At 39.2% G+C, this 18607-nt stretch carries 19 protein-coding genes; 7 read left to right on the top strand and 12 right to left on the bottom strand.

Annotated features, from left to right (window positions below; translation table 11 throughout):
• Window positions 1-16: 16 nt before the first annotated feature.
• The gene (locus H5157_RS02275) at window positions 17-421 is read right to left on the bottom strand and encodes a DUF4440 domain-containing protein (protein WP_024595765.1); all 405 of its coding nucleotides are present in this window, start codon (window positions 419-421) and stop codon (window positions 17-19) included.
• Between the two features lie 8 nt (window positions 422-429).
• Window positions 430-1737: an amidohydrolase family protein gene (locus H5157_RS02280; protein WP_182724036.1), complete on the bottom strand. Its 1308-nt coding sequence runs from the start codon at window positions 1735-1737 to the stop codon at window positions 430-432.
• A 153-nt stretch (window positions 1738-1890) separates the two neighbouring features.
• Between H5157_RS02280 and H5157_RS02285 the strand changes: the two genes are divergently transcribed.
• Window positions 1891-2970: a ketoacyl-ACP synthase III gene (locus H5157_RS02285; RefSeq protein WP_154902922.1), complete on the top strand. Its 1080-nt coding sequence runs from the start codon at window positions 1891-1893 to the stop codon at window positions 2968-2970.
• A 70-nt stretch (window positions 2971-3040) separates the two neighbouring features.
• Entirely contained in the window at window positions 3041-3427 is a 387-nt protein-coding gene (locus H5157_RS02290) for a VOC family protein (protein ID WP_182724037.1), read from the top strand.
• A 34-nt stretch (window positions 3428-3461) separates the two neighbouring features.
• Here H5157_RS02290 and H5157_RS02295 read toward each other — a convergent pair whose 3' ends face one another.
• Together H5157_RS02295 and H5157_RS02300 are read right to left on the bottom strand one after the other, a co-directional pair.
• Window positions 3462-4826: a M17 family metallopeptidase gene (locus H5157_RS02295; protein WP_154902923.1), complete on the bottom strand. Its 1365-nt coding sequence runs from the start codon at window positions 4824-4826 to the stop codon at window positions 3462-3464.
• A gap of 87 nt (window positions 4827-4913) precedes the next feature.
• Entirely contained in the window at window positions 4914-5336 is a 423-nt protein-coding gene (locus H5157_RS02300; protein ID WP_002959004.1) for a hypothetical protein, read from the bottom strand.
• Between the two features lie 103 nt (window positions 5337-5439).
• Between H5157_RS02300 and H5157_RS02305 the strand changes: the two genes are divergently transcribed.
• The 3 genes from H5157_RS02305 (at window position 5440) to H5157_RS02315 (ending at window position 10196) form a co-directional block, all read left to right on the top strand.
• The gene (locus H5157_RS02305; protein WP_154902924.1) at window positions 5440-5613 is read left to right on the top strand and encodes an oxidoreductase-like domain-containing protein; all 174 of its coding nucleotides are present in this window, start codon (window positions 5440-5442) and stop codon (window positions 5611-5613) included.
• A gap of 317 nt (window positions 5614-5930) precedes the next feature.
• Window positions 5931-8513 carry a TonB-dependent siderophore receptor gene (locus H5157_RS02310; protein ID WP_024595720.1) on the top strand — a complete coding sequence of 861 codons (2583 nt, stop codon included), beginning with the start codon at window positions 5931-5933 and terminating at the stop codon, window positions 8511-8513.
• Window positions 8514-8762: 249 nt separating this feature from the next.
• A complete protein-coding gene (locus tag H5157_RS02315) occupies window positions 8763-10196 on the top strand; it encodes a sulfotransferase (RefSeq protein ID WP_154902926.1) in 1434 nt (477 codons plus the stop codon).
• A gap of 267 nt (window positions 10197-10463) precedes the next feature.
• Here H5157_RS02315 and H5157_RS02320 read toward each other — a convergent pair whose 3' ends face one another.
• Entirely contained in the window at window positions 10464-11366 is a 903-nt protein-coding gene (locus H5157_RS02320; protein WP_182712354.1) for an alpha/beta fold hydrolase, read from the bottom strand.
• Window positions 11367-11494: 128 nt separating this feature from the next.
• Between H5157_RS02320 and rlmF the strand changes: the two genes are divergently transcribed.
• A complete protein-coding gene (gene rlmF, locus H5157_RS02325) occupies window positions 11495-12427 on the top strand; it encodes a 23S rRNA (adenine(1618)-N(6))-methyltransferase RlmF (protein ID WP_182724038.1) in 933 nt (310 codons plus the stop codon).
• Between the two features lie 40 nt (window positions 12428-12467).
• Window positions 12468-13472 carry a low-specificity L-threonine aldolase gene (gene ltaE / locus H5157_RS02330; protein ID WP_182724039.1) on the top strand — a complete coding sequence of 335 codons (1005 nt, stop codon included), beginning with the start codon at window positions 12468-12470 and terminating at the stop codon, window positions 13470-13472.
• On the opposite strand, the gene H5157_RS02335 is transcribed toward ltaE, so the two are convergent.
• The 7 genes from H5157_RS02335 to H5157_RS02365 all read right to left on the bottom strand — a co-directional run bounded on the left by H5157_RS02335 (window position 13455) and on the right by H5157_RS02365 (window position 18599).
• Window positions 13455-14039, bottom strand: a complete 585-nt coding sequence (locus tag H5157_RS02335; RefSeq protein ID WP_154902930.1) for a thymidine kinase — start codon at window positions 14037-14039, stop codon at window positions 13455-13457. The genes ltaE and H5157_RS02335 overlap by 18 nt on opposite strands.
• Window positions 14040-14132: 93 nt before the next feature.
• Window positions 14133-14927, bottom strand: a complete 795-nt coding sequence (locus tag H5157_RS02340; RefSeq protein WP_182724040.1) for an amino acid ABC transporter substrate-binding protein — start codon at window positions 14925-14927, stop codon at window positions 14133-14135.
• A 72-nt stretch (window positions 14928-14999) separates the two neighbouring features.
• Window positions 15000-15470, bottom strand: coding sequence for a methylated-DNA--[protein]-cysteine S-methyltransferase (locus H5157_RS02345; RefSeq protein ID WP_182681574.1), 471 nt, complete (start codon window positions 15468-15470; stop codon window positions 15000-15002).
• Window positions 15470-16822, bottom strand: coding sequence for a DNA-3-methyladenine glycosylase 2 family protein (locus tag H5157_RS02350; protein ID WP_182712357.1), 1353 nt, complete (start codon window positions 16820-16822; stop codon window positions 15470-15472). The genes H5157_RS02345 and H5157_RS02350 overlap by 1 nt, the downstream gene beginning before the upstream one ends.
• 74 nt (window positions 16823-16896) lie before the next feature.
• Window positions 16897-17508, bottom strand: a complete 612-nt coding sequence (locus H5157_RS02355; RefSeq protein WP_182712358.1) for a superoxide dismutase — start codon at window positions 17506-17508, stop codon at window positions 16897-16899.
• A gap of 22 nt (window positions 17509-17530) precedes the next feature.
• Window positions 17531-18037: a hypothetical protein gene (locus H5157_RS02360; protein ID WP_182724041.1), complete on the bottom strand. Its 507-nt coding sequence runs from the start codon at window positions 18035-18037 to the stop codon at window positions 17531-17533.
• Between the two features lie 79 nt (window positions 18038-18116).
• Window positions 18117-18599 (bottom strand): GNAT family N-acetyltransferase, encoded by a 483-nt coding sequence (locus tag H5157_RS02365; RefSeq protein WP_002958990.1) that lies wholly within the window; start codon window positions 18597-18599, stop codon window positions 18117-18119.
• Between the last annotated feature and the right edge of the window lie 8 nt (window positions 18600-18607).

The raw sequence follows: 18607 nt of genomic DNA on the forward strand, positions 1-18607 counted from the left end.
AACGGTTATATGATTTTTAATCATCATCCATCGAAATTGAAAACGGCGCACAAGGCGTTCCTTGGTGAAACACCATTTTCCATTGTTCATTACTTTTACGCCAAAGCGACATACGCAATGAATAATTAAACTCAGCGCGAGCAGAGCGCCTAAAAGCAGCTTGGTAACTAAGTTGCACTACATCATCGCTCAGCATTCGGCCCTTAAAATGCTGATTATAAAACTGTGGCACAACCTCGGTAGGTAAACGAGTTAGTACTTGGTATTTATTAAATGTAGTGCCATTGGCAGCAATTTCGATAAATTCATCATCGAGTAAAGCATCTAATGCGCGCTCAGATTGGCGAACTTCTGGGTCTAGTAACTGGCGCTCAGCGTCAATCAAATGATTAAACAACGACACTTTTATTTTGCTGCTCATAACCTTCCCTATTGTTTATAAACTTGCCCAGCTTTCATAACAAATTGTACGTTTTTAAGTACGTCGATATTTTTAAGCGGTGAGCCATTCACACTGATAATATCTGCTTGTTTACCAACACTCAAGTCGCCAATGAGTGCGCTTTGACCCAGCAGTTTAGCTGCATGTATGGTTGCTGATTTAATAGCTTGGGCTTCGCTCATACCATTGTTTACCATTAAACTAAATTCGTTAGCATTAAGCCCATGACGCGACACCCCAGAGTCTGTTCCAAAAGCTATATTAACCTTGTTTTTCAATGCAAGTTTAAACGAAGCCTGCATTTTTGGAGTCACTTCACGCACTTTGTCGGCTATTGCCGGTGGCATATTTGGGTTTGTAAGCACCTCTTCACTTACCGTTGCCCCCGCTAAAAGCGTCGGTACTAAATAAGCCCCCGTTTTTTTAAATAACTTTATTGCCTCTTTATCTAAATAAGAGCCATGCTCAATAGAATCTACACCGGCTTTTAAGGCCGCTTTTATACCTTGTGTACCGTGTGCATGGGCTGCAACTTTACGCCCTAAGTGGTGGGCCGTATCAACAATTGCAATCAGCTCTGCATCTGTAAGTTGTTGGTTAACACCAGCAGCGGTATTACTTAGTACTCCACCCGTGGCAGTAACTTTAATTACATCAGCGCCACTTTTAATTACCTCGCGTACCGCACGGCTACAATCATCCGCGCCATTACATATACCAATCCCGCCTGTAACCGCATCTGTAATATCTTTTCGATATCCGTGCATATCTGCGTGTCCGCCGGTAGGCGATATTGTATTACCCGCTGCAAAAATGCGAGGGCCGTTAATATCATTTCGCTCAATAGCGCGCTTTAGCGGAAATATTACTTTGTGATCGCTACCTAAATCACGCACTGATGTAAAACCCGCATCGAGCGTACGTTGTAAATATTTAATTGAGCGCAAAGCATAATCGGCATCATATTCTGTAGCCCAGCGGTGAGGGTTTGCTTTTGAATCTCGCTCAAACGTAACGTGAACATGCATATCGATAAGACCAGGCATTACAAATTGATTTTTAAGATTGATAATATCGGCATCAGGTAGGTTAAGTTCTGCTTTTGTGAGGTAGCCGTTTTTAATGGCTGTTATTGTATTATCTGTTATGACTAACGTTTGCTCTGTTTTTACTTTTTGATCTTCGGATGCAAGTAAACTGCCCGCATAAATAATTATATGCTGCTGAGCAAAAGCCCCATTTGTTATTAATGCCAGCGTTATTGAAGTGAATGTTGTTATTAGTGTTGTTTTCATACTTGCCCCTTTTTTATACTAGCATTACCTTAAATAACCTGTAATTGCGAATATTTACGATACAAAACATGCTATAAACTAGTCTTGAAAGCCGTTTTTTGGTATAACTCCCCCATTAGTAACACATGTCAGACCACCTTAAGAGAACATACTATGCCTTACGCACATATCACTGGTTGGGGTAAATGCATTCCACCAGCAAGCATTAGCAACGATGAAATTAGTGAAATAGTTGATACCACCGACGAGTGGATAACCACGCGTACTGGCATTAAATCTCGCCGAGTGAGTCATGTAAGTACCGCTGAGCTGGCAACCGTTGCAGCTAAGCATGCTATTGCGTGCGCAGGCATTGATCCTAAAGATATTGATTTAGTGATATTAGCAACCTGTACACCTTCTACTGTTGTGGCAAATACCGCCTCACAAGTGCAAAAAAATATTGGTGCAACAGGCGCTGCCGCAATGGATACAAACGCGGCATGTTCGGGCTTTTTATATGCGTTGCAAGCTGCTACAGCACAAATTCAAGCGGGTATGATTAAAAAAGCAGTCGTTATTGCCTCTGAACGTATGACCTGGTACGTAAACTGGGCACGTCGCGACAGCGCTGTTTTATTTGGCGATGGCGCAGGTGCAGTAATACTTGAAGCTGCCGATACGCCAGCGGGTTTACTTGGTACCAAAACCGGTTGTGACAGCGAAGACCGCGATATTTTACACATCACCAACTTTGGTAGCGATTTAAATAAGTATGAGCCAATTGGTCCTTCTGATTTATTATTTGAAGGTCGTGAAATTTTTAAACGTGCTGTAAAAGGTATGAGTGAAGCCTGCGACGACGTACTGCAACAGGCCAACTTAAGCCTTGACGACATTAATGTACTCGTTCCACACCAAGCTAACTTACGTATTATTCAGGCTATTCAGCATCGCTTAAAAGTACCTGACGAAAAAGTAATGGTTAACATTGGTGACTATGGTAATACCTCTGCTGCGACTATTGCTATTGCGTTATGTGAAGCGGTTGAGCAAGGGTTAATTAAACCGCATTCAAACATTATGTCTGCAGCATTTGGTGCAGGCCTTACGTGGGCTGCAAGTTACATAAAATGGGGCGAACGTGTAACGCCTATTAGTGTAAGCGATGCTGCTTTACCACCGTGTGATAAAACTGGTTTAGAGCTTGTAGCACCGGCCGTTAAAGCATGTAAAGAAGCCGAGCCTAGCTAACACAACATGTAATAAGCCACATTTAAAATGCACTTATTTAAGTGCGTTTTTGCTTTTTAAGGAATTAAATTTGAAACTTTTAGGTATTCATCACGCTGCTATAATTTGTAGTGACTATGCACGTTCTAAATACTTTTATAGCAATGTACTTAAACTTAACGTTATTAATGAGCACTTTAGAGCTGATCGTAATTCATATAAATTAGATTTAGCCATGCCCGATGGTAGCCAAATAGAGCTATTTTCGTTTGATGGTTCGCCCGAAAGACCCAGCTATCCCGAAGCACAAGGCTTAAGACATTTAGCTTTTAAGGTAGTGGATGTACAGATTGCAAAAACGTATTTAGAATCGTGCGACGTAAAAGTTGAGGATATTAGAGTGGATGAAATAACCGGCAAAAAGTTTACCTTTTTTGCCGATCCAGATAACTTGCCACTTGAGCTTTATGAGGTTTAAAACTCAAGTTATTTCTTACTATTAAATCAATAACTTACTTATTAAAACGATTTTGTAGGTAATTAAACACCGCACGAATACCTAACGCTTCACCACCCGTTGGACGACCTGGTAATGCACGTAAGTTCCATGCCATTACATCAAAGTGTACCCACGGTGTTGTTGGTTCAACAAATTCTTTTAAGTAAAGCGCTGCAGTAATAGCACCACCAAACGGTGTACTTGCGCAGTTTGCCATATCGGCTACATCACTTTTTAGTAAGCTTTTATATTGCTCAAACAACGGAAGTTGCCAAACAGGGTCATGTACACTTAAACCGGCGTCAATAATGCCATTTGCTACATCGCGCTCTGTTGAGAAAAAGCCCGGAAGCTCCGTGCCCAGTGCAACACGACATGCACCCGTGAGGGTAGCAAAATCAATAATTAGCTCAGGATTATCGTTTTGCGCTTCGCTTAATGCATCACATAATACTAAGCGACCTTCAGCGTCGGTATTATCAATTTCGACCATAATACCTTTGCGCGTTTTAATAACATCACCTGGGCGAAATGCATTGCGCGATACTGCATTTTCAACCGCTGGTACAAGTACACGTAATCTAATTGGTAAGTTAGCTGCCATAATAAGCTGCGCTAGTGCAATTACGTGCGCCGCGCCGCCCATGTCTTTTTTCATGTTACGCATGCCAGAGCTTGGTTTTAAATCAAGTCCGCCTGAGTCAAAACATACGCCCTTACCGACTAGCGTAATTAATGGAGCATCTGTCGCGCCCCATTTTAAATCAAGTAAACGCGGTTTATTTTCGCTTGCACGACCCACCATATGAATAGTCGGGTAGTTTTGCTCTAGTAACTCATCGCCAACCCACTGTGAAAATTCGCCATTGTAAGTTGCAGCTAAATCTTCCATAACTTGCGATAAATGTTGCGGCATCATATCTACCGCTGGAGTATTAACTAAATCACGTGCAAGTGTAATGGCATCAGCTTGTTGGCTAATGCGTTCATATAACGCTTTATCGCTAATGGCTAATTGCGCCTTTGCCGTTGGCTTTTCTTTATATTCACTAAATTCGTAACCACCAAGTACAAACCCTAAAGCAACCTGCTCTACAAAAGCGCTGTCGCCTTGAATTTGATAAGTACCTGTAGGAAGTGTATTTGCTAAATTACCCGCAGCCCAAAAATCATCGCTGCTTTGCATTAAACAAAATACCTGGCTTAACTCGCCCGTTTTAGCATCAGGAATTAAAGCAACACCTTGCTTTTCAAAACCTGTATTAGTTAACCAATTTTGTATAAATGCAGGCTGCTGTGCTTGCCAGTCAGATAATTCGTTTTTAAGAATAAAAGATAAAGGAATACCAGAAGATGTATGACGTAGTAATGCACTCATTAAAAAGCTCATATAATATAAAAATGGTACTTAAGAGCATATCAATAAGCGCACCTAAAAGGTATCGCTAATTTGAAGGGATTTTAGCTACTTTTTTAAGCTATTTTTAGATTCTTGCTTTTGATTTTCTTGATCTATTTTAGCATCTAGTTCTTTAATAGATTTGTTCATATTAAACGAACTTGGCAGTACATCAACTCCCACCAAACTCCCTAATTTAACAACTAAAGGAATTGTAAGCGGAGCAAAAGGTAATACAGCAAATACACCGAGCCCTAACCCTTTTAAAATATCAACAAATTGCTCATTTGCGCGTTTTAACTCTTCTTTACTTGTGTGGCCTTGAGTGTAACGCCTATAAATAGAGAGCATTTCTTTAGTTTCTTGTTTTTCTTGGGCGAGTGCGATTTTAAGCGCCACCATAGCACGGCGAAAACGCAGCTGTTGGCGTTTTTTACTAATTTTAACTACCCGCCAAGGTGCACGGTGAATAACTTTATATAATCGCATAACTTTTATTTTCACACAGCAGCACAGGTTCACAAAGAATAATTTACTTTCAACACCCTTTAACTTACCCTTTGCACCAAATTAGTATTAAATACATACAACAATGCAGAATATAACAAATCAATTACCGCAAAAACCTGAAAAACCAAAATCGGATGAATGTTGCGGTGGTGGCAGTTGCTGTCCCTGCGTATGGGATGAATACAAAGAAAAATTAGCAGCTTGGCGGTACGCACAAAACATTGAAAACCCCACAAAAAAAGATACAAATAAATAACATTTAAATGCAGTTAGCGCATTAATATTCCCCTCAATAGCCTTATTTGCACTTATTTAGTTCATTTTAGTTTTACTTTGCACCACTGTTGCATTTTTTCTTAAATTGAATCTTTTTGTTATCAAACGGTTAATTAGTAATTGCCCTTCCTGTTTTTTATCTATAGTCTGTAGATAGGACTTCACAAAAAGTAAGCTTAATTGATTAGGCTTTTGAGCTAAAACCTCAAACTTATGTGAAACAAAAAATTAAGTTAAAAACAAATGATGTGAAATTCACATCAAAAATAAGAATTATTCTAACTGGGGAAAATTAGAATGAAATTAAAAAGTAATGCGCTAAACCAAGCAATCAAATTTGCTTTAGCTACAACCACTGCAGGGTTATTTATTTCTGGATCTGCTATTGCGGCAGACGAGCAGGAACAAACTAAAGTAAATAAAAACGTTGAGAAAATTGCCGTAGTAGGTACGCGTTCAGCTCCTCGTTCAATAGGTGACTCACCGGTTCCAATCGACATTATTGGCGGCGAAGAGCTTGAAAAGTCAGGTAACACTGACATGCTTGAACTTTTAAAAGGTGCAGTACCATCGTTTAACGTACACCAAAACCCTATCAGTGATGCAGCTTCTCTTGTTCGTCCAGCTAACTTACGTGGTTTACCGTCAGACAGCACATTGGTTCTTTTAAACGGCAAACGTCGTCACCGTGCTTCTGTAATCGCATTTTTAGGCGGTGGTATTAACGATGGCGCGCAAGGCGCTGATATTTCAGTTATTCCAAGCATTGCGATTAAACAAGTAGAAGTACTTCGCGATGGCGCGGCTGCGCAGTATGGTTCTGATGCAATCGCCGGTGTAATGAATTTCCAACTAAAAGACGCTTCAGAAGGTGGTAAATTAGAAATCCGCCATGGTCAATTTTATGAAGGTGATGGCGATACAACACAAGTGTCGGGTAACGTAGGTTTACCGTTTACCGACAATGGTTTTGCTAATTTAAGCTTTCAATATAAAACAGCTGATGCAACAAGCCGTTCAGTTCAACGTGCCGATGCTGCAGCACTTTCAGCTGCCGGTGTGCCTGATGTATCTTCTCTTGCACAAGTATGGGGTGCACCAGAAGTAGATGACGATATTACTATTTTTGGTAATGTGGGTTTAGAGCTAACAAACGACTCTGAATTTTACATGTTTGGTAACTACTCTGAACGTGATGTACGTGGCGGTTTTTATTACCGTAACCCGCAAACACGTTCTGGTGTTTACTCAAATGATGGTGGCGAAACATTACTTGTTGCCGACACAACACCTGATATGAGCGCTAACTGTCCAACTATCACAATAACAGACGGCAATGTACTAGATGATCCGGCTTACATAAATGGTGTAGCAAACAACCCAGATTGTTTTGCCTTTAATGAGATGCTTCCAGGTGGTTTTACACCTAACTTTGGCGGCAACATTACTGATACTTCTTTAACTATTGGTACTAAAGGCCGATTCACTGGTGGCTTCTTAAAAGATACTTACTATGACTTAAGCGGTACTGTTGGCTTAAATGAATCACGTTACTTTATTTACGACACGGTTAATGCCTCTTTAGGTGCAGATACACCACGAGACTTCAGCCCGGGTAAATACGAACAGCTAGAGAAAAACTTTAACTTTGATTTATCAAAAGGTATCGACTTTGGTTTAGCTTATGATGTAAACATTGCCGGTGGTTTTGAGTGGCATGAAGAAACATTTACTATCGTCTCTGGTGATGAAGCATCTTACACAGCAGGCCCTTTAACAGAACAAGGCTTTGGTATTGGCTCTAATGGTTTCCCTGGTTTTAAACCATCACAAGCAGGTGAATTTTCTCGCCGTAACTATGCAGCATATGTTGATGTTGAAGCACCGTTTACTGAAGACTTTTTAATGGGCGTAGCACTTCGATTTGAAGACTACGACAGCTTTGGCACTACCACTAACTACAAAGTAATGGCTCAATACCATTTAACTGAAGATTTAAATATTCGTGGTTCTGTAAGCAGTGGTTTCCGTGCACCAACGGTTGGTCAAGCTAACGTAAGTAATGTACAAACAAGTTTAGATGGCGGTGTATTACAAGATTCAGCGCTTCTTCCACCAACAAACCCAATTGCAGTGCAATTAGGTGGTACAGAGCTTGAGCCGGAAGAATCGCAAAGTTATACGCTTGGTGCTGTATACACAATTGGCGAATTATTTTTAACGCTTGATTACTACAACATCCAAGTAGATGACCGTATTAGCCAATCAGATAAAATCAACTTAAGCCAAGCAGACAAAGATACCCTTGCAGCAGCAGGAGTACCTAATGTACAAGGTCTTGCTCAAGTAAGCTTTTTTACAAACGACTTTGACACAACAACACAAGGTATCGATTTAGTTGCAAACTATACAGCCGAATTAATGGGCGGTAGCTCTACATTTAGCCTTGCATATAACTGGAATGATACTGAAGTAACTAAATTTAGTGAAATTACAGGTGCGTTTAAAGTTAAGCGTTTAGAAGAAGATTTACCTAATCATCGTGCAACGTTCACATTGTCTCAACAATGGGAATCAGTTTCTGCATTTGCTCGTGCAAACTACTACGGCGAATACCAAGGTGTTCACGTTGATTATGATGCAACAGCTAAAACAGCAGATGCTGCAGTCACTATTGATGCTGAAGTAACTTACTTCTTAAATGAATCAGTTAGCTTCTCAGTAGGTGCTCAAAACTTATTCGACCAAGATGCTGAAAAACTTGATTTTGCAGATGCAACGGGCATCCCTAATAACAACTGGGGTGGTCAGTTCTACGAAACATCTCCGTTTGGTATTAACGGTGGCTTTTACTACGCTAAAGCAACATATACTTTTTAAACTATTTTCATGAAGAACCAAAGGCGAAATGTTAAAGACATTTCGCCTTTTTAATTTTATAGTTAATAAAAATAATAATGAACAATACCAATTGCATTGAATAAGTGTTCTATTATAGCGCTCAGAAAATAGCGTAATAACAAGGCGAAAACTATGATATATAGTTGCTCTATATGAATAATTTTTAACGCAGTGAGTACGCTATTTAATGCGATAGAATGATTATTTTTTAATAAAATTGGTATAACTATGCTACTTGAAAAAGCCAACCAACTACTGCAACAAAATAAACTCAAAGAAGCCGAGTTCCATTTTAAAGCAATTTTAAATAGTAACCCTGAAAATGGTGAGGCTTTATTTGGCTTAGGCAGAATTGCCTTACGACTAGAACGTTACGACGCTGCTGTATACCTACTCCAAAAAGCCTGTGAGCGCTTGCCTCATATGCTTGAACCATTACATGCCCTTGCTGATGCTTTTAACGGTGTTCATTCGCCAAACGATGCGCTAACGGTGCTTGAATACGCAAAAAAATTAGCAAGTCATAATCCAGAACCTCATTATTACTTAGCACAGCACTATTTAACACATGGCGAGTTAGATAAAGCTCATACAACTTTTGCTCATGCACTCAGCATTGGTGTATACCCTGTAACAGCCTATATTTTATTTGAACTTGTACAATTAGGTCGCTTTGATAAAGAACATAATTATGTAAGTAATTTGCACCACTTATTAACTCAAACTAGTAATTTACGTTTAAAAATGGTGTGTTACTACGCATTAGCAAACAGTTACGATGCACTTGAGGATACCGAGCAAGCATTTAATTATTTTATATTGGCGAATAAATTACAAAAAAAATTAAGTGAATTTAACACTAGAGATTTAATCCCTTTTTACGATGAAATAATAAAATACAACACCGAGGAGTTTATAGCCTCTGCCGATAAAAAATTTACGGGTAATATCACGCCTGTATTTATTATTGGCATGCCTCGTAGTGGCTCTACCCTTGTGGAGCAAATGTTGGCAAGCCATAGTCAGTTTTCGAGCCTAGGAGAGAGCACGAGTATTAGTAATAACGCAGTTGCTTTTATCGAACAAAAAACGGGAGTGACTTACCCGCAATGTTTAGCACATTTAACGCCGGATTTAATCAAAAAAGCCCGCGAGCTGTATATCACAACATTAAAAACAGCATCGCCCATCAGACCTTTTATAATAAATAAACTACCGAGTAACTATCAGTCGCTCGGACTTATATATATTCTATTTCCAAATGCTAAATTTATAAATTTAAGTCGTGATTTTAATGCCACTGCATTTTCTATCTTCACTAATTACTTTGCTGAAAACGAGCCTTACTTTTGCTCACTACCTGAGTTTAAGCTTTATCATAAGTTATATAAGAAACTGATGAGCCATTGGCACTCTTTTAAAGAGATGCCAATTTATGATGTCAGTTACGAAGATTTAGTGAGTAACCCAAAAGAGCAGCTAACGCAGTTACTTGGTTTTTTAAACTGTAGTTTTGAAGAGCGCTGCTTAGCGTTTTATAAACAAAAAACACCGGTAACGACCTTGAGTAAACATGCTATTCGCCAACCTATTAATAACGCCGCAATCGCTAAGTGGGAGCGTTACAAAACACCTCTTCTAAAGTTACTTGATGAGAATTAATTAGGGCCTGTTTATCTTTCGAGGTTAAATTTGCAGTAGGCTGTTTGGTATTTAGGCAAGGCAGAGCCTATGTAGTGTGGTTGTTCCCCATAAATAGGCGATAACGCAGCATAAAGACCAAACATCCACTGCCCTTTGGGTTCTCTCTAGGGACGATTAACTCTTTGTTGCTCGGTTTTTACTTAGCCCACTAGGTTACAAACTTCGCGCCGTGATTAAATCTTCCTTGGATTGAACAAATTTTAATCCTGAAAGGTCAACAGGCCCTTACGGATGTGCTTTAAACCAATTAAGTAAATCTTTAAATTGATCATCACGCGCACTTGGGTGGGTAAGCATATTAATATGATCGTAATCAAAATTATGCCCGTGTTTACGACCGTAAATTTGCATTTGTTGAATGCCTAGCCCCGATTCGTCCATAAATTTTTGAATATCGATTGGTTGCGCTAATGCTTTATCTTTTACCGCAGCAATATGAAGCGTTGGCGGTAAATGCAGGTTGTTTAGCGCTTTTGCATAATCAAAATTATCATCAGAATCTATCCATGGCTTCTTTTTAGCCCATTGCATACTTTGATAATGCGACTTTTGAGTTTCGTTATCGCTGCCCCACTTATAACCTTTAGCATTTAAATAGCCATGTTTTTTAGCAAGTAAAGGCGCCATAAAATACCAAATTAAATTGGCTTGTAATAATTTTTGAGGATGATTATTAAATAAAGAACGCTTAGAGCCAAAATACACACATGCTTTAACGTCGTTAATATATTCTGGAAAACGTGCAAACGCGCTGTTCATCAATACCCCGCCCCAAGAGTGAGCAACCCAGTAGTCTGGCTTTTTGCCTTCAATCAACTCTATTTGCTTAATAAAGGCAGGGATGTCTTCTAGGATAGACTCAGTTTGTCCATATTCGGACTCGCTCGAAATGATTGGCTTACTATCACCTCGGCCACGTAAATCAGCCACATAACATCTATACCCATGCTCAGCTAAAAAAGGGGCAAGTCCTTTATTAGAGTGCGTGTAAAAAATCTTACCGTTTTCTATTGCTCCATGCATAAAAAATACGATAGGCCCTTGCTGATCTTCATCGCTAATACGGCGTAAATGAAGTGTTTGCTGATCAGCTACATTAATAATTATTGATTGCTGAGAAATTGCCACAGTTATTCCTTTTTATTATTTTCAACTCATCCTACCAGTAATATTAAATATACCAAAGGAAATGTCTGCACTTTACTCATCAGCATTTGTTACAATCACCACATCATATCTGTTGTTAAAATGAAGCCATGAAAGAAAATAAAGCACGTTCAAAATTACACCCTCGTAACCTACATAAAAATGGGTACGACTTCGATTTATTAACAACAGAGCATCCTGCTCTACTGCCCTTTGTTATAACCACACCTGCAGGGACTAAAAGCATTGATTTTAGTGACAACAAGGCCGTTAAAACACTTAACCAAGCTCTTTTAAAAGCACATTATAATATTGATTTTTGGGATATTCCCGAGCACAACTTATGCCCACCTATACCTGGGCGTGTTGACTACATTCACTACTTGGCCGACCTATTAAGTGATGATAATCAACAACAAATACCTTTAGGTAAGCAAATTAAAGTGCTTGATATTGGCACTGGCGCTAACTTAGTTTATCCGCTTACTGGTACAAGTGAATATAAATGGCATTTTACTGGGACTGATATTGATACAGCCTCGGTGAAAATAGCAAAGCAAATAGCCCAGTTTAATGGTTTAAAAATAACCCTAAAACATCAAAAAAACGCATCACATATTTTTGAAGGCGTTATAAATCAAAAAGATCTATACCATTTAACGCTCTGTAACCCTCCGTTTCATGCAAGTGAAGAAGAGGCAAGTAAAGGCAGTGAACGTAAATGGAAAAACTTAGGAAAAACACCCAGTAGCACGCTTAATTTTGGTGGTCATAATAATGAATTGTGGTGCGAAGGCGGTGAAGTACAGTTTATCTCTAATATGGTTAAAGAAAGCGAAGACTTTGCAGAGCAAGTACTGTGGTTTACATCGTTAGTCTCTAAAAAAGATAATATTGCAGCCCTTGAAGAAGTATTAAAAGCTCACCCAATAGCACAGTATAAAATTGTTGATATGGCACAAGGTCAAAAAATTAGCCGCTTTATTGCATGGACCTACTTTGATAAAGACACTCGTGAGCAAATTTGTAGCGAGCTTGATTAATACCAATTTTATTAAAAATAATAAAAAGGATAAGGCAATCATGATAGATTTTCGCTCTGATACAGTTACAAAACCAACAAAAGAAATGCGCGATATTATGTACAACGCACCGGTTGGTGACGATGTATATGGTGATGATGAAAGCGTTAACCAACTAGAAGCCTATGCGTGTAGGCGTTTTAATTTTGAAGCCGCACTTTATTGTAGCTCAGGCACACAAGCCAACTTACTTGCGTTAATGGCGCACTGTGAGCGAGGTGACGAATACATTTGTGGCCAAAATGCTCACAATTATAAGTTTGAAGGTGGTGGCGCAGCTGTTTTAGGGTCTGTGCAACCACAGCCTATTGAAAACGATGCTGATGGCAGTATACCTTTTAGTAAAATAGCGACGGCTATAAAACCAGACGATTGCCATTTTGCAAAAACGCGATTGCTCAGCTTAGAAAATACCATTGGCGGAAAAGTACTCCCGATTGAGTACTTAGCCCAAGCACGTGACTTTGTTAATACGCATAGTTTAGCGCTGCACTTAGACGGCGCACGTGCTTTTAATGCCGCTGTTGAGCTAAATGTTGATATCACTGAAATTACAAAACACTTTGATTCAGTTTCTATTTGTTTATCTAAAGGTTTGGGGGCGCCCGTAGGCTCTTTATTATTAGGCTCACCAGCACTTATTAATAAAGCAAGACGATGGAGAAAAGTACTTGGTGGCGGTATGCGCCAAGCCGGAATGCTTGCAGCCGCTGGACAATTTGCACTTGAGCACAATGTAGAGCGCTTAAAAGACGATCATGAAAATGCACGTTATTTGGCTCAACAATTAAGTGAAATCAGTGGCTTTACTGTCGATATGACTAACACCACTAATATGGTTTACGCAACATACAGTAGCAGTATAAATATTAAAGATATTGCTGAAGCGCTTAAACAACAAGGCATATTATTTAGTCCAAGCAAGCAGCTTAGGCTAGTTACGCATTTAGATATAACCCGCGAAGATATTGATACATTTTTAAATGCTTTATCGGCCCATATTTAACGCGGCTTTATAATGTTTGCGGCATACCGAAACATATCGGTCATTGCCGCCAATTTCTACTTGGTTACCATCGGCTATTGCTTCGCCATTTTCATCAGTACGCAGTACATGGTTTGCTTTACGTCCACAGTGGCAAACAGTTTTAAGCTCAACTAACTTATCAGCCCACGCAAGCAAATATTGCGACCCTATAAATAGCTCGCCTCTAAAGTCGTTACGCAGGCCATAACACAATACAGGTATACCGAGTTCATCAACCACATCGGTTAATTGCATTACTTGTTCTTTTGATAAAAATTGGCACTCGTCAACTAACACACAATGGCGTTTTTTATCATTGTTGAGTGATTGAATAAGATCAAAAACATCTTTGCTAGCATCAAATACATGCGCATCTGCTTGCAAGCCAATACGAGACGATACTTTACCCACGCCTTGTCTATCATCAATGGCAGCAGTCAGGATCACAGGTTCCATGCCACGTTCTTTATAATTAAATGCAGATTGTAATAACGTGGTTGATTTACCTGCATTCATTGCAGAGTAGTAAAAGTATAATTGAGCCATTGTGGTGCCATTTTATAAAAAGTGCGCTTATGCTACCTTAATATTAAATTAATACCAATTTACAAACGCGAATTTTATTTTGTCAGGGCCTGTTTATTTAAGTGTTTGTAAGTATTTAATATACACAGGTGCACTTTCAAATTTTGATAACCACTGCCACATTTGCAAGCTTAGAGCATTATTTTCTTCATAGAATTTTTTTGAAAATACAAGGTAACCATGGCTGGTTTCGTAAGGGGGATAAATAGGTTTAACATTATTACCCTCATACGGATAACTCGACACTTTTAAGCCATCTACTTGGCATAGATCAACGCTCGCCTGCACTACCCCCTTATCTAGCAACTCAAAAGCTTTGCTTTTAGAAAACGTATTATGAATAAAAAATGGTTCTTCTTTTAACGCGCTATTTAGCCCATAACCATTAGGAATAGCTATCGTAAATGCTTTATTTTGAAATACTTCACGAGTCTCCCATTCCTTATGAAATTTATAACGCCCTATAAGGCAGCTGCCAAATTCACTTACTGCGTAGTCATCTTGTAACTTACCTTGCTCATCAACAGGGTAAACAGCAACGTTTTCTCGCCCTTTGCGGTAACTTGCAATAACAGCATTAACTCGATTAAATTCTAAATCGTTTAAGCATCTACGCCATGGCTTTCTAACAAATGATATTGCTACATTGGGCAATGCTAAATCAAGTTGTTGAAGTATTTCGATTGATGCACCAGGTTTATCTGTTGGTATATTTTGGCCATCACCTAAAAACATGGGTGCTATATTTTTGTCTTCGTAACAAAACACGAGACTTTGCGGCTTGCTAAACGCAGTAGCGCTAAACATTAAACTGGCAATAAAAAAGTAAACTAAGCTATTAATACGCATAATAATTTTTATTAGTTGATTATTTAAATTATAGGTTGAGTTAAGCAGACTGGCTATATTTTATCAATTAATTTACATTAATCCTTCGTGTTTCAGCAACCATAGTTTTCTATCAAGTCCACCTGCATAACCCGTTAACTTTGCATTTGCGCCAATAATGCGGTGGCACGGTACAATAATACTAATCGGATTTTTACCATTAGCAGCGCCTACTGCCCTCACTGCTTTTGGGTTATTGAGTTGGTTAGCAATATAGCCGTATGTTTGCGATTGTCCAAAAGGCACCGTTAATAGTGCTTGCCATACACTTTGCTGAAATACTGTACCGGTTGTATCAAGTGGTACATCAAACATAGTGCGTTTTTTTGCAAAGTACTCATTTAACTGCGCAGCGCAAATAAGCACCGCCTTGTTAGTAACTTGCTCAAACGGCGTATAAGAGTATTCAACTGGTGGATAAAAACCAACGTAACTCACACCTTTATCAGTCGCTTGAATAATTATGTCGTCTATAGGGCTCGAAATTGATGTTTGAATGATCATTATAATTGCTGCCAAAGTTGAAACGTTAAGTAAGAGCGAAAAGGAGCGCAATTAGCAGGCTCAAAAGGGTTTGCCGCCGCTTGAGCTTTTTTAACACCTAAGTCGCCATCAAGTAATATATCGGGTTGGCTTTGTCCTCGCAGCTTTGCATAATTTACTGTCCAAGGACCAATTCCCTTTAAGCTAAGCCATTCGTCTAAATCGTCATTTTCAGGATTTAGTGCACAAAATTGGGCTAAGTTGTGTAGCGCATTTTTGCGTGCTTGTGGCATTTTAAAAAATGCAAAATCACTATTAGCAACAATTTTAGCCGTAGGAAAATAAACGGCATCGCCCTCTTTTTCGCCTAATTCATCAACTAACTTTGTTACTAAATTATGCGCTGCAGTAACACTCACTTGTTGCCCAAGTACCGCTCTTATACCGGCTTCAAAACTTGACCAAATCCCCGGAAGTCTGAGCCCTTCGCACACTGTAAACGCATTGTTTATATTGGCGCTTAAATGCGTTTCAATTAAATTAATATCGGCATCTAAATCAAGCACACGGCGTATATTATTTATAACTGTTTGTAAGTACGCCGTATTGTCTATATTGATAGACACACTAAAGTGGTTTTTACTCGCTATAAATTCAGCGGTAAAGCTTCCTTTATATTTCTCAGTTGCAAAAGTACGCCCGTAGCTCGTTTGTGTTATCCACTCCATTGGTTTTATCAAGCGCCTTTGTAAAAAGCCCTGCAAAGCAGGCCAATTATAAGGCGGCCTAAATGGCAGGGTTAAAGTGAGTGTTGACGTTGGTTTTTTATCGCCACTGCGCAGCTTCGAGGGAGCTATATTTAACTGCTGTAAAAATGCATCATTAAAACGCCTAATGCTTTTAAAGCCTGCGGCAAACGCTATTTCGGTAAGGGGTAAATGTGTTTCTTGAATCAGTTTTTTAGCAAAGTGGCATTGGTTAAATAATCGATATTGCGTAATCGACACGCCAAAATACTGCTTAAACAACTGCCTTAAATAACGACTACTTACGCCTAAACGAGCTGCTAATTTTTCGCAGTCGTGTTCATCATTTTGATCTATTAACTGTTTTGCTCTAAGTGCAGTCGTTTTTGTACCCTGCCATGCTGCGCTGCCAGGGGCACTATCGGGCCTGCAACGAATACAGGGTCTAAAACCATCTTGCGCCGCGTTATGGGCAAACTGATAATAAGCAACGTTTTTTTCGTGAGCCGTTGGTGCAGGGCAAATTGGTCTGCAATAAATACCGGTACTTCTTACCGCTACGTAAAAAAGCCCGTCAAAACGAGGATCGCGACTCTGACGTGCTTTTTGCCAATGTGAAGTGTCCATAAACGGCTCTATAAATTAACCTAATAGAGCCTAGCTTATACAAAAAAACTCACATTACTAGCCATATTCGGCACTCAACTTACTGCGGCTAGGTAGCGTTTTTCAACTTCAGTCCAATTAATTACATTATAAAAAGCAGCAATATAGTCAGGACGCTTATTTTGATACTTCAAATAATAGGCATGCTCCCATACATCAAGTCCCAAAATAGGGGTATTTCCCTGCATTAAAGGGCAATCTTGATTAGCACTATTTTCTACAATCAACTTTTTATCTGGGGTCACACATAGCCACGCCCAACCACTGCCAAATTGACTAATTGCAGCAGCAGTAAATTGGTCTTTAAACTTATCAAAACTGCCAAACTGTTCATTTATTGCCTGAGCTACACTACCTTCAGGTTCACCTCCTCCTTGAGGGCTCATTACTTGCCAAAATAAGCTGTGATTAAAATGCCCTCCTACATGCTCTTGTACTGCTTTTTGTAAATTACTAGGCAGGCTGTTTATTCCCTTAAGTAATTTTTCAGCATTTGCGGTTGCATAAACAGTATCTGCTAAAGCAGCATTGGCTTTATTGATATACGTTTGATGATGCAATGTGTGGTGAATATGCATTGTTTTACCATCAATATGAGGCTCAAGCGCATCGTACTCATAGTTAAGTGTAGGCAAAGTAAAAGCCATAAATACTCCTTTTTCTTTTAAATTAGTGCAGTTGATTGTTTGTAGTGCTCTCTGAGCATAAGCAAAAATTCACTTGCTCTATTAGCTCAGGTAAAAAATGATAGCGTCTTGCAAATAATACAAGTTCAGAGGACGTTTTAGTGTAATGATGCTTACTCACTTTTTGTATATCGTAATGAGTATGCTTAATTAGCGAACAGAGTGTTAAGTGTACTTCGCATAGCCATTTGCATGCATTTTCAGGCTGTTGCATAGCTATATAGGTATCAGCTAAATTATGCGACGCAACAACAAGTGCAGGTATGCAATGCTCAATAGCATGGATGACATTGTTATTAATCTGAGCATATAAAAACTGCTGAAGAAGATGATCTGCAAGTGTTTTAGCTAATAAGTATTTATCGCGGGCTTCGAGAAGTGCACCTTGTTCAAATGCATAATTACCTTGCATTATATTCGACTGCCAAGGGCTTAATGCTTGATCAAGACAAAGTAAATCTGAGTGGGATTGTTTTTGATTTGAGATCATATAATCATCTGCACGTTTATTTATGGGCGTGTACTTAACTTACACACCCACAAACCCAAATGCAAATGATTTTCATTAACTATTTAGCAAAGTCTAGTAATTCCTGCCCTGTTAAGCGATATATAATCCATTCGTTTTGCGGCTTTGCACCAATGCTATTGTAAAAATCGATAGCGGGTTTATTCCAATCAAGCACTACCCATTCAAAACGACCACAGTCATTACTAATCGCCTTATTAGCTAAGTGCTTCATAATGGCTTTACCTGCACCATTGCCACGGCTATCTGGGCTTACGTATAAATCTTCAAGGTATAGGCCATTTTTACCTAACCATGTAGAGTAATTATAAAAATAGACCGCAAAACCAATTGGCTCATCACCTTCTAAACAAATTATGCTGTGCGCAGTAGCACCGTCGCTAAACAGCGTATCTAAAATAGCCTGTTCGTCTGTTTTAACTGCATCCGGTTCTTTTTCATATATGGCAAGTTCGGTAATAAAGTGCAAAATTGTTTTCGCATCACTTGGTTTTGCATCACGTATTATAACGGGTTGGCTCATTGTATTTT

It is taken from the genome of Pseudoalteromonas sp. SG43-3 (genome assembly GCF_014164385.1).
Lineage (GTDB): Bacteria > Pseudomonadota > Gammaproteobacteria > Enterobacterales > Alteromonadaceae > Pseudoalteromonas > Pseudoalteromonas distincta.